The sequence below is a fragment of the Aureibaculum luteum genome (genome assembly GCF_003449015.1).
GTDB lineage: Bacteria > Bacteroidota > Bacteroidia > Flavobacteriales > Flavobacteriaceae > Aureibaculum > Aureibaculum luteum.
In genome coordinates this window covers 46,817-59,456 of the sequence record NZ_QRGD01000001.1, presented here as the reverse complement: position 1 = coordinate 59,456, position 12,640 = coordinate 46,817, and the positions used below count along the sequence as shown (strand labels likewise).

The 12,640-nt window shown below is 30.6% G+C and carries 12 protein-coding genes; 7 read left to right on the top strand and 5 right to left on the bottom strand.

Going from position 1 to position 12,640, the window contains the following annotated elements; translation table 11 throughout:
• Positions 1-2: 2 nt before the first annotated feature.
• Positions 3-938 (bottom strand): bile acid:sodium symporter family protein, encoded by a 936-nt coding sequence (locus D3P13_RS00310; RefSeq protein ID WP_117879304.1) that lies wholly within the window; start codon positions 936-938, stop codon positions 3-5.
• Positions 922-1,557, bottom strand: a complete 636-nt coding sequence (locus tag D3P13_RS00305) for a DUF4159 domain-containing protein (protein WP_117879303.1) — start codon at positions 1,555-1,557, stop codon at positions 922-924. The genes D3P13_RS00310 and D3P13_RS00305 overlap by 17 nt, the downstream gene beginning before the upstream one ends.
• A gap of 124 nt (positions 1,558-1,681) precedes the next feature.
• On the opposite strand from D3P13_RS00305, the gene D3P13_RS00300 reads away from it, so the two are divergent.
• Positions 1,682-2,386, top strand: coding sequence for a YceI family protein (locus D3P13_RS00300; RefSeq protein WP_117879302.1), 705 nt, complete (start codon positions 1,682-1,684; stop codon positions 2,384-2,386).
• A 107-nt stretch (positions 2,387-2,493) separates the two neighbouring features.
• On the opposite strand, the gene D3P13_RS00295 is transcribed toward D3P13_RS00300, so the two are convergent.
• The 3 genes from D3P13_RS00295 to D3P13_RS00285 form a co-directional block, all read right to left on the bottom strand.
• Entirely contained in the window at positions 2,494-3,201 is a 708-nt protein-coding gene (locus D3P13_RS00295; RefSeq protein ID WP_117879301.1) for a 16S rRNA (uracil(1498)-N(3))-methyltransferase, read from the bottom strand.
• Between the two features lie 38 nt (positions 3,202-3,239).
• Positions 3,240-4,367, bottom strand: a complete 1,128-nt coding sequence (locus tag D3P13_RS00290; protein WP_117879300.1) for a GTP cyclohydrolase — start codon at positions 4,365-4,367, stop codon at positions 3,240-3,242.
• Between the two features lie 138 nt (positions 4,368-4,505).
• Positions 4,506-5,681: a transporter gene (locus D3P13_RS00285; RefSeq protein WP_117879299.1), complete on the bottom strand. Its 1,176-nt coding sequence runs from the start codon at positions 5,679-5,681 to the stop codon at positions 4,506-4,508.
• A gap of 133 nt (positions 5,682-5,814) precedes the next feature.
• Here D3P13_RS00285 and D3P13_RS00280 point away from each other — a divergent pair, with 133 nt between their 5' ends.
• Genes D3P13_RS00280 through wecB form a run of 6 tightly spaced genes read left to right on the top strand, consistent with a single transcriptional unit; the run spans position 5,815 to position 12,638 of the window.
• Positions 5,815-6,072: a DUF4834 family protein gene (locus D3P13_RS00280; protein WP_157972786.1), complete on the top strand. Its 258-nt coding sequence runs from the start codon at positions 5,815-5,817 to the stop codon at positions 6,070-6,072.
• Positions 6,073-6,125: 53 nt separating this feature from the next.
• Positions 6,126-8,564, top strand: coding sequence for a YfhO family protein (locus D3P13_RS00275; RefSeq protein ID WP_117879297.1), 2,439 nt, complete (start codon positions 6,126-6,128; stop codon positions 8,562-8,564).
• Entirely contained in the window at positions 8,542-9,066 is a 525-nt protein-coding gene (locus tag D3P13_RS00270) for a methyltransferase domain-containing protein (protein ID WP_117879296.1), read from the top strand. The genes D3P13_RS00275 and D3P13_RS00270 overlap by 23 nt, the downstream gene beginning before the upstream one ends.
• Positions 9,056-10,288, top strand: a complete 1,233-nt coding sequence (locus D3P13_RS00265; RefSeq protein ID WP_198679933.1) for a glycosyltransferase — start codon at positions 9,056-9,058, stop codon at positions 10,286-10,288. Before D3P13_RS00270 ends, D3P13_RS00265 begins: the two co-directional genes overlap by 11 nt.
• Positions 10,285-11,562 carry a glycosyltransferase family 4 protein gene (locus D3P13_RS00260; protein WP_117879294.1) on the top strand — a complete coding sequence of 426 codons (1,278 nt, stop codon included), beginning with the start codon at positions 10,285-10,287 and terminating at the stop codon, positions 11,560-11,562. Before D3P13_RS00265 ends, D3P13_RS00260 begins: the two co-directional genes overlap by 4 nt.
• Positions 11,559-12,638, top strand: a complete 1,080-nt coding sequence (wecB, locus tag D3P13_RS00255; protein WP_117879293.1) for a non-hydrolyzing UDP-N-acetylglucosamine 2-epimerase — start codon at positions 11,559-11,561, stop codon at positions 12,636-12,638. Before D3P13_RS00260 ends, wecB begins: the two co-directional genes overlap by 4 nt.
• Positions 12,639-12,640: the final 2 nt, after the last annotated feature.

Below are 12,640 nucleotides of genomic sequence, written 5' to 3'. Positions count from 1 at the left end.
AATCACGTGGTTATTTTAGTTGTTTTTAATGACCAATAATAGGCAAGTCCCAGTCCAGAAGCTATATCCCAAATACCCCAAAAGGCAATGCAAAGAGCCATTCCGCCTAAGCCAAGATCGTTAAAGAAATTAAAATATAATAACAAACCTAAACCTGAATTTTGAATACCTGTTTCTATGGCCAATGTTTTTTGATCAAAATAATTGAGACGCATCGCTTTAGCGAAATAGAATCCACCAAGATACCCCATAATGTTATGAAAAATGACAATAAAAAACACGTAATGTATGAATTCAGAAAATACATCAAGATTTTGTGAGAATGCAATTATTATAAAAATTAAGAATATAATAATAGAAACTGGTCTTAATATTTTTGCCAGTTTAAAAGCTAAATTCTTGTAGTATTTGCGAGTTAACATCCCTAAAATTAGGGGTACTCCTAAAATTAAGGTAACTAATTTTGCAAGTGTAAACGGATCTAATTGAACAGTTCTTAATATTTGAGAAGTAGGTTCGTATAGATTGCCCCAAAAGGATAAGTTAATGGGTGTCATTAATACGGCTACTAAAGTAGCAAATGCTGTTAAACTAACGGATAATGCTGCATTACCACCCGCTAATTGCGTCATGAAATTAGAGATATTACCACCAGGACAGGCAGCAACCATAATCATTCCTAATGCAATACTAGGTGTAGGGTTTATAAAATAAACTAAAATAAATGTTATTAAAGGGAACAACACAAATTGGCTAAAAATACCAACTAATACAATTTTCGGATTTTTAAATAACCGTTTAAAATCATCAATTGTAATTCCTAAAGCAACACCATACATAATAATGGCTAAGGTAATATTCAGTACCCAAAGTCCACCACTATCAAAGTTTATTTGAACTTTGTCAACATGTTCATTGATGTTAATGTTTAAAAACATATTCAATAATATTTGCACCCATTTGCAGAGCTTTTTTTCGTACTGGTGCTGGGTTGTTGTGTACGGCTTCATCTTCCCAGCCATCACTTAAATCACTTTCGTAATCGTAAAAAAGAACTAACCTTCCCTCTATAAATAAACCAAAACCTTGTGCAGGTTTACCGTCATGTTCATGGATTTTAGGTAAACTTTTAAACTTATACGTTTGATTATAAATGGGATGGGTATATGGGATTTCTTGTAATTTAGATTTGGGAAATAATTTTTCTAGTTCGGTCCTGATGTATTTATCCAATCCATAATTATCAGAAATGTGTAAAAAGCCGCCAGAAGTCAAGTATTTTCTTAAATTTTCAATATCACTATCGTCAAAAAAGACATTGCCATGACCCGTCATAAATAGAATGGGGTAGTTAAAAATATCAATACTATTGGTTTCTACTGATTCAGGCTTTTCAGTAATAATTGTTTTTATATTTTCGTTGCTGAACTTTATTAAATTAGGCACCGCCGTAGGGTTTGCATACCAATCTCCTCCTCCTTTATATTTTAGAATTCCAACTTCTTGTGCATAGACAGAAGCATTTAAAAATAGGAGTATAAATAAAAATCTAAGCATAAATTACGAAACGTGTAGTTACAAATCTATTAATTTTTTACTTAACTCAGTGTTAATAAGGGAATATTGTTTATTGTGGTAACTTTTGTATTTTTGCACTTCAAAATTTTTAAACTAAAATAAAATGAACTTTTCAAAGAAAAATCACGATTTCCACAAAAGAAATAGAAAATTTATGAGTAAAAATCAAATTTTTAAAGTTGCTACAGTTCTATTTATAGGATTGGCAACGGTAGGATGTAAAGATGCAAAAAATAAGACGGAAGCTTCAGAGGCTGAAGACGTTGCGAAAACCACAAGCGAAGCTGCAGTGTATAAAGCAGACATTGATGGTTCAATTTTAGCTTGGAAAGGGGCTAAGTTAACGGGAACTCATAATGGTACTATAAAAATGTCTGAAGGTAGTTTTACTGTTGAAGATGGAAAACTTGTAGGAGGGAATTTTATAGTTGATATGAATTCTATAACTGTCTTAGATATAGAAGATGCAGAGAAAAATGGGAATCTAACTGGACATTTAAAAAGTGAAGACTTTTTTGATGTAGAAAATCATGGCAATAGTGCTTTTGCTATAACAGGAGTTGAAGAAAAGGATGGTAAAACTTTTGTAAAGGGTAACTTAACAGTAAAAAACATAAAGAAAAACATTGAGTTTCCAGCAGTAATTACTGTAAGTGATACTGAGGTTTCTTTAAAAAGTGAGCCTTTTACGATTGATAGAACAGAATGGGATATCAAATACAAATCTGGAAAATTTGCTGATTTAGCAAAAGACAAATTAATTGAAGATAATATTGAACTTCAAGTTGAGGTAAAGGCAACAAAATAATTTAATTAGTTCTTAACTGATTTTCAAGTTAAAACTATAGAATATTAAAAAAGTATCACAAACCTGTGATGCTTTTTTTTTGTAAAAATGAAAAGTTCTACATTTAATTACAGATTAAATAAGGAAACGGTCTGAGTGGCTACAATCCCAGCAGTTTCTGTGCGAAGTCTACTTTCGCCTAATGAAACGGGTTGGTATTTATTATGTAAAGCAAGCTCAATTTCTGAAATAGAAAAATCACCTTCTGGCCCAATTAAAATTGTTGCATTGTGCTGTGGTGTTAACACATCTTTTAGATGTTTTTTATCAGTCTCTTCACAATGAGCTATAAATAAATTGTAACTATTATTCTCCTCAATAAATTCAGAAAAAGAAGTTAGTTTATTTAATTTAGGTAACTGATACTTAAGAGATTGTTTCATTGCCGATTCTAAAATACGATTCAACCTATCCATTTTAATAATTTTTCTCTCAGAATGGTCGCAAAGTATAGGGGTAATTTGGTCAATGCCTATTTCCGTGGCTTTTTCTAAAAACCATTCAAATCGATCAATATTTTTTGTAGGAGCCATAGCTACATGTAGATTGTAATTCCATGGTTTCTGTTTGGTTTCAAAATTTAGTATTTTAACCGTACAATTTTTGTCACTACTTATAATGATTTCTGAGGTAATCAGTTCTCCTTTACCATTTGTAATAAAAAGTTGATCACCCGTATTTTTGCGTAAGACTTTTACAATATGTCTACTTTCTGTTTTGTCAAAAGTAAATGTCTCTGAGTCATTAGATATGTTAGAGGTGTAAAAAAGCTGCATGTTAAATATTCAAAGTTTTAGTTTCAAAGTTTTTACTTCTAATTGCTAATATCTTTTCTATAGGTTCTTCTTCTTTTATTAATAGTGGGGTCAAAATTTTTCCATAATTGATGAATAGCTTGATTCTCTTCTAATTCTGATGATCTAATACAATCTTCGATGCCTTTTTCTTTAAAGGTTCTATAATATTCATCAAAAATAATTGCAGTTACCCCTTTGTTTTGGTAATCTGGTCTTATTCCAATTAAATAAAATAAAACTTCTTTACTGTTTTTTCTAGCATTTAAAAGATGGAATAATCCAAAGGGGAAAAGTTTACCATTTGCTTTTTGCAAGGCCTTTGCAAAACTTGGCATTACAATTGAAAAAGCGATAATTTTATCGTCTTTATCACTTACAAACTTTATGTATTCAGGATTAATAAAACTAATATACTTTTTCTTGAAATAGGCTTTTTGCTTTTCGGAAATAGGAACAAAAGTGGATAACTTAGCGTATGTGTCATTAAATAAATCAAACATCTCATCTACATAAGGCATAATTTCTTTTGTCTTGGTAAACGTAATTGATTTTAGACCATACCTTCTTTTAATCAATGCTTGAGCTTTCTGAAAAACTTCAGGATTTTTCACATTATTAAATGAAAAGATACTTTCTATAAATTCTTTTTCTTTTACATATCCTAATTGCTCAAAGTGCAATTTATAATAAGGATGACTGTACCAAGTAATCATGTTTCCTATTTGGTCAAAACCTTCACTTAATACACCAACTTTATCGAGGTTTGAGAAACCTAATGGCCCTTCAATATATTCTAAATTATTTTGTTTTCCGATTTCGTTAACTTTATCTAATAAGGCTTTTGTAACCTCTAAGTCATCGATAACATCAAACCAACCAAACCTCATTTTTTTTATTCCTTGTTGTTTAATTTCAACGAAATTTAAAACAGCGGCAACTCTACCAACGATAGTATTATTTTTATATGCTAAGAGGAAATGTACCTTGGCATTGTCTAACGCCGGATTTTTAGTTTTGTCAAAGCCTTCTAATTCATCCTTAATAATAGGAGGAATCCAATACGGATTGTTTTTGAAAATTGAAAAAGGGAACTTGACGAATTTTTTTAAATCACTTTTTGAAGTAATTTCTTTAATTGTAATCATCTATAAATAATTAAGGGCTTTTTAATTATTTCAAATCTACAAAAAAGAAATAGATAATTAATTTATAATAGCAAATACGAACTGTGAATTAAATTTTTAAAAGAGAGAATTACGATTATCATTAATAATAAGAGTTAATTAATTACTGTTAGGGTCATAATTTTTATCGTAATTCTTAGTGTCTTTTTTCTTTTGTTTCTGATCTGCTTTTTTTTGTTTTTTATCATCCTTCGCTTTTTTCTTAGCTTCTTTCTCTAATCGTTTTTGAGCTTTCGTTTGCTTAGGTTTTAACGTTTTAACTTTTTTCTTACCCGCTTTTACAGTTTTAACTTTTCTTTGCTTTTTGTCTTTTTTAGAAAAAATTCTGGAAAAGAAGCCACCTCCATTAGTGTCTTTTGTTGCTTTTCCTTCAGAATTTAAGGTGCTATACCCATCAATATGTCGGTCTAACCTCCAAGCAATACCAGCTCCAAAAAAGAAACTGTCATCTCCGCGTTCATCCTTTATATAACGAAAAGCAGCGTCTACTTGCATGTTCTTATTTAACAAATAAGCACTACCTACTCCGTATTGAAAATCGTTGGGTACATTTTTTCTTAAAAAACCTTGATTCTCAGCAAATACAGAAACTTTTGGTGTTAAGGAATAGGTTGCAGTGATAATGTATGAATTTTCAGAATCATCCGTAAAGGTCTTATCCATTATAAAATTTGTAATTAAAACAAATTTATTTGTAAGGTCATTTTGTGTAAAAAGTGCAAACTTCGGACTTAATCCTCCTGGATTTTTATGTAATTTAGTAAGTAAGTTGGTGTTAAGTCCTGCATAAACACCTACTGCGGGAATAAGTCTTTTCCAATCGTAACTGTTTCTTTTTTTCCAACTTCGTATTTCTTTTGATTTATCGGTGTATGTTGGTGAGTAGACAAGATACTTGGCTCCAACAGTAAATTTACTTAATCCTAATGCGGATTCACTATAAATAGTAGGTCTTGTGTAGTTTCTGTCTTCTTGACCAAATGATAAATCTAAGTTTAATTCTAATTTTTCAAAAAATTGACTCGTTCTAAAAAGAAGGTCGGTACCGTATGACTTACTATTGTAGTTAATTGATTCTGCTGTAGTTTGGTCGTAATATAAGTAATTACCTATATTTTTATAGAAGAACCCTGCTTCCACCTGGTAAACACCTTTGCCTACACTATAAGGGCTGTCTGAGAAACCTGGTCGTTTAGAATTTATAACTTCTGTATACTGTGCAGCACTTATTAGATAGCAAAAACTAAAAATAAAAACCAAGACGAATTTTCTCATGCGGGAGTGTTAAGACTAAAAATTATCAATTTATGTATTACTTAACGTATTTGTTGCTCTCAAATTGTTATTTTTGGGAACTAATTTGAAAAATCTTTTATTTAGATTTTATTTTATGCAAGAAGCTGGTATTATGAATTTTATAAGAACAATACTCATTATTTTAGCTATTTATTACGCTCTTAAAATTATAGGAAGATATGTGTTTCCTATTTTTATGAAGAAAATGATGCAAAATGTTGAGAAAAAATTTAACGAACAACAAGGAAGAACAACAACTCAAAAGCAACATGTTAAAGAGGGGGAAACGATCATCGATAAAGCCCCCAATACGAATGCGAAAAGCAATAGTGATGTTGGTGAGTATGTTGATTATGAGGATGTTGAATGATTTTTGTTTAGTGGTTAACAAAAATAATTATACAAGAATTATAAAAATAGATAATGAATAATAAATACCTCCGTTTTTTAATTGCCATCTTAGTATTTGTTATTGTATCAGTGGCTTATTTTTCTCCTATTCTAGAAGGTAAAAAAATATTTCAAAGTGATATCGCTCAGTTCAAGGGTATGTCTAAGGAAATAGTTGAGTATCGAAAAAAAAATGATGCGGAACCTTACTGGACAAACAAGGCCTTTGGTGGTATGCCAGCATATAATGTTAGTGCGTATTATCCAAATAATTATATAAAAAAAGCAGACTTATTACTACGCTTTTTGCCTAGACCGGCAGACTATTTATTTTTGTACTTTTTAGGTTTTTTTGTTTTACTATATGTGCTTAAGGTCGAGTGGAAGTTAGCCATTATAGGAGCTTTGGCTTTTGGTTTTTCAACTTATTTTATAAGCCTTTTCGGAGCAGGACATAATGCGAAATCACATGCCATAGCTTATATGCCGATGGTTTTAGCTGGTATATTGTTGGTTTTTCAAAGAAAGTATTTGTCCGGTTTTATATTAACGGCTCTTGCATTAGCTTTTGAAGTAAATGCAAGTCATCCACAAATGACCTATTATCTACTCTTTATGATATTGATTTTAGGTATTGTGTATTTAGTAGATGCCATTAAGCAAAAAACAATTCCAAATTTTATTAAGAGTACTCTTATTTTAGCAGGGGCGGCAGTATTAGCAATTGGCGTTAATTCAACGAGTTTATTAGCTACCAAAGAATATGCTTCACACAGTACGCGTAGTAAAAGCGAATTAACCATTACCTCAGAAGGTAAACCCAAAGAACATATATCTTCAGGATTAGATAGAGAATATATTACAGAGTATAGTTATGGAATAGCAGAGAGCTTTAGTCTTTTAATACCAAGGTTTTATGGAGGTGGAAATAGAGAAAATTTAGGAAAAGATACGGAGACTTATGCTTTTTTAAAGAATAAGTTTGGTAGAGCTGAAGCTAAGAATTTTTCGGAAAATTTTCCTGGTTATTGGGGAGAACAAACAATAATTGAAGCTCCATTTTATATAGGAGCTGTGTTGATATTTCTTTTTGTGTTAGGGTTATTTTTAGTAAAAGGTAATTTGAAAAAATGGTTGCTAGCGGCTACTATTTTTTCTCTTTTATTGAGTTGGGGAAAACACTTTCCTGCATTAACCAACTTTTTTATTGATTACGTACCTTTGTATAATAAATTTAGAGCGGTATCTTCTATTCAAGTCATAGCAGAGTTGGCAGTACCTTTATTAGCCATAATTACATTGAACCAGTTTTTGAAAGATGAAAATAATAAAGCTAACAAATTAAAATATTTAAAGTACGCTCTTTATAGAGTAGGAGGGTTGACATTAATTTTTACGTTATTTGGTACTAGTCTTTTTAGTTTTGAGAGTTTTAGAGATCCTGGTATGGCTGGGATTGAGGAACAATTTCCTGGCTTTATGGATACAATTATTTCTGAAAGAAAATCTCTTTTCTTTAATGACAGTTTACGCTCTTTAATTTTAATACTAATTTCTGGAGGTCTATTATGGGCGTTTTTAAAAGAGAAAATTAATAAAAATACAGTAATTATTTCCTTTGCGGTGTTAATTTTATTTGATTTGGTAGGCGTAGATAGACGCTATGTAAATGATGAAGATTTTGTTTCAAAAAAACAAGAAGAGATTCCATTCGCTGCGAGTCAATTTGACAAAGAAATACTTAAAGATAAATCATATTACAGAGTAGCTAATTTTGCGGTTAATCCTATGAATGATGGTAGTACATCATATTTTCATAATTCTATTGGTGGGTATCATGCTGCAAAACCAAGGCGATATCAAGAATTGTTTGAATATCAAATTGCAAAAAATAATATGCAGGTATTAAATATGTTAAATACCAAATATATTCTTTTTCAAGATCAAGATCGGGTAACAAGATTGCAAAAGAATGACGATGCAAATGGTAATGCTTGGTTTGTAAATTCCGTGGAGATTGTTACTTCTGCCAATGAAGAAATTATGGCTTTGGATAGCTTGAATACTAAACAAAAAGCAGTTGTTAATTCTGAATTTAAGAGCATGTTGAGTCAAACTTCTTTTACAAAAGATAGCTTGGCATCAATAGCATTAACTTCTTATCAACCTAATGAATTAAAATATGATTCAAACAGCAGTAATGAGCAATTGGCCATTTTTTCTGACATGTATTATAAAGAAGGTTGGAATGCATATATTGATGGTAAATTAGCACCTTACTTTAGGGCAAATTATGTGTTGAGAGCGATGGTAATACCATCAGGAAAACATGAAATTGTTTTTAAATTTGAACCAACCGTAATCAAAACAGGAAATACCATTACAATGATTTCTTATGCTCTGTTATTATTGATTCCTATAGGATGGTTTTTTATTGATAAAAAGAAAAATGTACAATCAACTCCCGAGTAAAAGATACGCACATACGATTGAATTTTTACTAAAGGTATTGCCTAGTCCTGCTACAATTTTAGATCTAGGTATTAGAAATCCGTTTAGTGAAATAATGGAAAAACACGGCTATACAGTCATTAATACTAATGGTGAAGATTTAGACTTGTTGCCTGAAATTGTAAAAGAACACAAAGTAGATGCAGTAACAGCATTTGAAATATTTGAACATCTTTTAGCTCCATTTAATGTGTTAAGTGCCATTGAATCTCCCAAATTAATTGCTACAATACCACTTAATCTATGGTTTGCAAAGGCTTATCAGTCTAAGACAGATAAATGGGATAGGCATTACCACGAATTTGAAGATTGGCAGTTTGATTGGCTATTAGAAAAATCGAATTGGAACATAAAAGAAACAGAAAAATGGACGAGTCCAATTAATCAAATAGGATTTAGACCCATTTTAAGAAAGTATACACCTCGCTATTATGCAGTTTATGCCGAAAAAAATGTCAGATAATAAATTTATTTGCATGATTGTTGACGGTTCTTATCCAAAAGATATTAGGGTAAGAAAAGAGGCAGAAGCATTGACTGACTTAGGTAAAAAAATAATTGTAGTTTGTCCAAGAAAAAAGAACGAAGCCAAACAGGAAATTGTTAAAGGTGTACAGGTTTATAGGATTGGTAATAACTATAGTACCTTTAAAAAAGGAATAAATGATATTATTGAAAGTGTATTTAATATCAATCCTTTTTTCTATTTTAATTTAAATAAAATTTTCAGAAAGAATTCCATTGAATTTTTACATGTACATGATTTACCATTGGCAGGTACGGCATATGCATTTAGGAAAAAAGTTGAAAAAGGATTGGTTTTAGATTTACACGAAAATTATCCAGAAGCGTTAAAAACTTGGTTTTCATGGAAAAAAAGCAGACTCATTAGAATAAAGAATGTGTTGTTTTTTAATCCTAAGTATTGGTCTAAAAAAGAAGAAAAATACTGTAGAAAGTTTGATAAAATTGTTTGTGTAGTTGATGAAATGAAGGAGAAGTTGATAAATAATTTTCATATTGAAGAAGAAAAACTAACAGTAATATCTAATTATGAAAAGAAAAATTTTGCAGAAAATTTCAATAAAGAAGTTGCACAAAATATAATAGATAAAGATTTCTTTTCAATAACATATGTTGGCGGATTTGGCCCGCATCGAGGTTTGGATACAGCTATTAGAGGAATGCAAATACTGCTTCATCAAGTTCCAACCGCCAAACTGTATTTAATAGGTAAAGGGAGTGCAGATGTAGAAAACAAGTTAAAAGATATCGTTAAGCAACTGAAATTAGAAAATGCTGTTGAATTTGTTGGATATAGGCCTTTTGATGAAGTAGCGACAATCATGAAAAAGTCTAATTTAAATATTATACCACATAAGGCCAACGACCATACGGATAATACGATACCGCATAAGTTATTTCAAATTATGATGAGTAAAAGCTTATTATTGGTTAGTTCATGTAAACCATTAAAACGAATCGTTGAAAAATACGATGCAGGTTTGGTTTTTGAAGCCGGAAATGCGGAAGATTTTGCATTAAAAGTTAATAATGTTTTTACGAACTATGAGGCATTAAAATATAAAACTGAAAATGCGTATACTGCGGTTATGGAAAAGGGTGAAAATTGGGATGAGGAAAGTTTGAAGTTACTCAAATTATATGATAAATTAGAAAATTGAAAGTTCTTATAATAACATATTATTGGCCTCCTTCAGGAGGTTCTGGCGTACAACGTTGGTTAAAGTTTGTAAAATATTTGACGCAATTTGGTATAGAACCTGTTATTTATACTGTTGATGAGCCCAATTATGCCATAGAGGATAAAACATTAGAAAATGAAGTGCCAAAGTCTGTAAAAGTACTTAAGCAAGCCATAAAAGAACCTAATGATATATTAAAACTTTTTGGTAATAAAAATAAAAAAACAAGTGCAGGTTTTTTAAATGAAAACCCCTCTTTTTTTGGTAAAATAATGCAATATATAAGATCTAATTATTTTATACCGGATGCAAGAAAATTTTGGGTTAAACCATCCGTTAAATATTTATCGGAATATTTAAAAAATAATCCAGTTGATGTTATTATAACTACAGGTCCACCGCATAGTTTACATTTAATTGGTTTACAATTAAAAAATAAATTAGGGGTAAAATGGATTGCTGATTTTAGAGATCCGTGGACGGATATTGATTATTTTCAGAATTTACCACTAACTAAAAAAAGTAATAAGAAGCATCACCAATTAGAAAATGAAGTGGTGAGCAAAGCAGATTGTGTTTTGGTGGTCGGTAATACTATGAAGGAAAATTTTCTTAAATTTAATAAGAATATTCAAGTAATAACGAATGGCTATGATGGTGATAGAAGTTCATCTAAAAATGAATTGGATAAAAAGTTCACCTTAGTCCATGTCGGTTTAGTAAATGCAGATAGAAATCCGAAAGTGTTATTTAAGGTACTGTCAGAATTAATAACTGAAAATACAAGTTTCGCGAAAGATTTTAAGTTGGTTTTTGTTGGAAAATTGGCAAAGGAAGTTGTAGAACATATAGACCAAAATAATTTAAAATCACATACAGAGATTATTGATTATTTACCGCATAAAGCGGTGATTGGATTTCAAAGAAAAGCTCAAATTTTATTATTACTTGTAAACGATGTGCCTAGTTCAAAAGGAATTATTACAGGTAAAATATTTGAATATTTACAATCTGAACGCCCAATTTTGGCAATTGGACCTGAAGATGGTGATTTAGCAGATATATTGAGTGAAACAAGTTCTGGTGAAGTAATAGACTTTAATGAATCATGTAAAATGAAGAGATCTATTGAGAAATTGTATTCAGACTACCAGCAAAATGAATTGATTTCAGAAACTAATAATATTGATAAGTACCATCGTAAAGCATTGACAGAACAGCTATCAATTATTATAAAGCAATTGGCATCATGAAAAAAATTGTAACTATTTTAGGAGCAAGGCCACAATTTGTAAAGGCAGCGGTGTTAAGCAGAATAATTCGTGAACATGGAGAGCTCGAAGAGATAATTGTGCATACGGGTCAACATTTTGACCAAAATATGAGTGATATCTTCTTTGAAGAGATGGAAATACCTAAGCCCAAATTTAATTTGCATATAAATGGACTTAGTCATGCTGCTATGACTGGGCAAATGTTAATTGGTATTGAAAAAATACTATTAGATGAAAAGCCATTGGCTGTTGTTGTTTATGGTGATACCAATTCAACATTAGCAGGTGCATTAGCGGCTAAAAAAATGGGTATTAAAGTAATTCATATAGAAGCTGGCTTGCGATCTTTCAATATGAGAATGCCTGAAGAAATTAATAGAATAGCTACAGATACTATTTCTGATTTATTACTTTGTCCAACTGATGTTGGTGTACATAATTTAAAGAAAGAAGGTGTATTTAGATCTGAGAAAGTGGTGAAGTCAGGCGATATTATGAAAGATGCGGTAGCGTATTATTCAAAAATGGCTAATGAAAAATCGAGTATTTGTAATAAATTATCGCTTGAGGAAAATAACTTTGTATTAGCTACCATTCACAGACAAGATAATACGGTACATGTTGAAAAGCTAAAGGCTATTTTTACAGGTTTAGATGAAATTAATGCTCACTGTAAAGTTGTAATGCCGTTGCACCCAAGAACAAAAAAAATAGTTCAGGAGAATAAAATTGAAACAAGTATTACAATTATAGAACCTGTTGGATATTTTGATATGCTCTCATTATTAAAACATTGTAGAATGGTTGTTACGGATAGTGGTGGATTACAAAAAGAAGCTTACTTTAACAAAAAACATTGTATTATTGCTCGAGAAGAAACAGAATGGGTTGAGTTGGTAGAAAATGGATTTGCTAAAATAGTTGGCAGTAATCAGTTAAAGATGAAAGAAGCTTTTGATTATTTTAAATCAAAAAAATCTGATTTTTCTAAAAACCTATATGGTAAAGATGTAGGCCTGAAAATATATAATGAAATAATGAATTTAATAAAATAAGA

What these genes read in the sequence shown, in the direction of transcription:
- D3P13_RS00310 (WP_117879304.1), bottom strand. Translation starts at nt 938, where the DNA reads ATGTTTTTAAACATTAACATCAATGAACATGTTGACAAAGTTCAAATA.
- D3P13_RS00305 (WP_117879303.1), bottom strand. Translation starts at nt 1,557, where the DNA reads ATGCTTAGATTTTTATTTATACTCCTATTTTTAAATGCTTCTGTCTAT.
- D3P13_RS00300 (WP_117879302.1), top strand. Translation starts at nt 1,682, where the DNA reads ATGAACTTTTCAAAGAAAAATCACGATTTCCACAAAAGAAATAGAAAA.
- D3P13_RS00295 (WP_117879301.1), bottom strand. Translation starts at nt 3,201, where the DNA reads ATGCAGCTTTTTTACACCTCTAACATATCTAATGACTCAGAGACATTT.
- D3P13_RS00290 (WP_117879300.1), bottom strand. Translation starts at nt 4,367, where the DNA reads ATGATTACAATTAAAGAAATTACTTCAAAAAGTGATTTAAAAAAATTC.
- D3P13_RS00285 (WP_117879299.1), bottom strand. Translation starts at nt 5,681, where the DNA reads ATGAGAAAATTCGTCTTGGTTTTTATTTTTAGTTTTTGCTATCTAATA.
- D3P13_RS00280 (WP_157972786.1), top strand. Translation starts at nt 5,815, where the DNA reads ATGAATTTTATAAGAACAATACTCATTATTTTAGCTATTTATTACGCT.
- D3P13_RS00275 (WP_117879297.1), top strand. Translation starts at nt 6,126, where the DNA reads ATGAATAATAAATACCTCCGTTTTTTAATTGCCATCTTAGTATTTGTT.
- D3P13_RS00270 (WP_117879296.1), top strand. Translation starts at nt 8,542, where the DNA reads ATGTACAATCAACTCCCGAGTAAAAGATACGCACATACGATTGAATTT.
- D3P13_RS00265 (WP_198679933.1), top strand. Translation starts at nt 9,056, where the DNA reads ATGTCAGATAATAAATTTATTTGCATGATTGTTGACGGTTCTTATCCA.
- wecB (WP_117879293.1), top strand. Translation starts at nt 11,559, where the DNA reads ATGAAAAAAATTGTAACTATTTTAGGAGCAAGGCCACAATTTGTAAAG.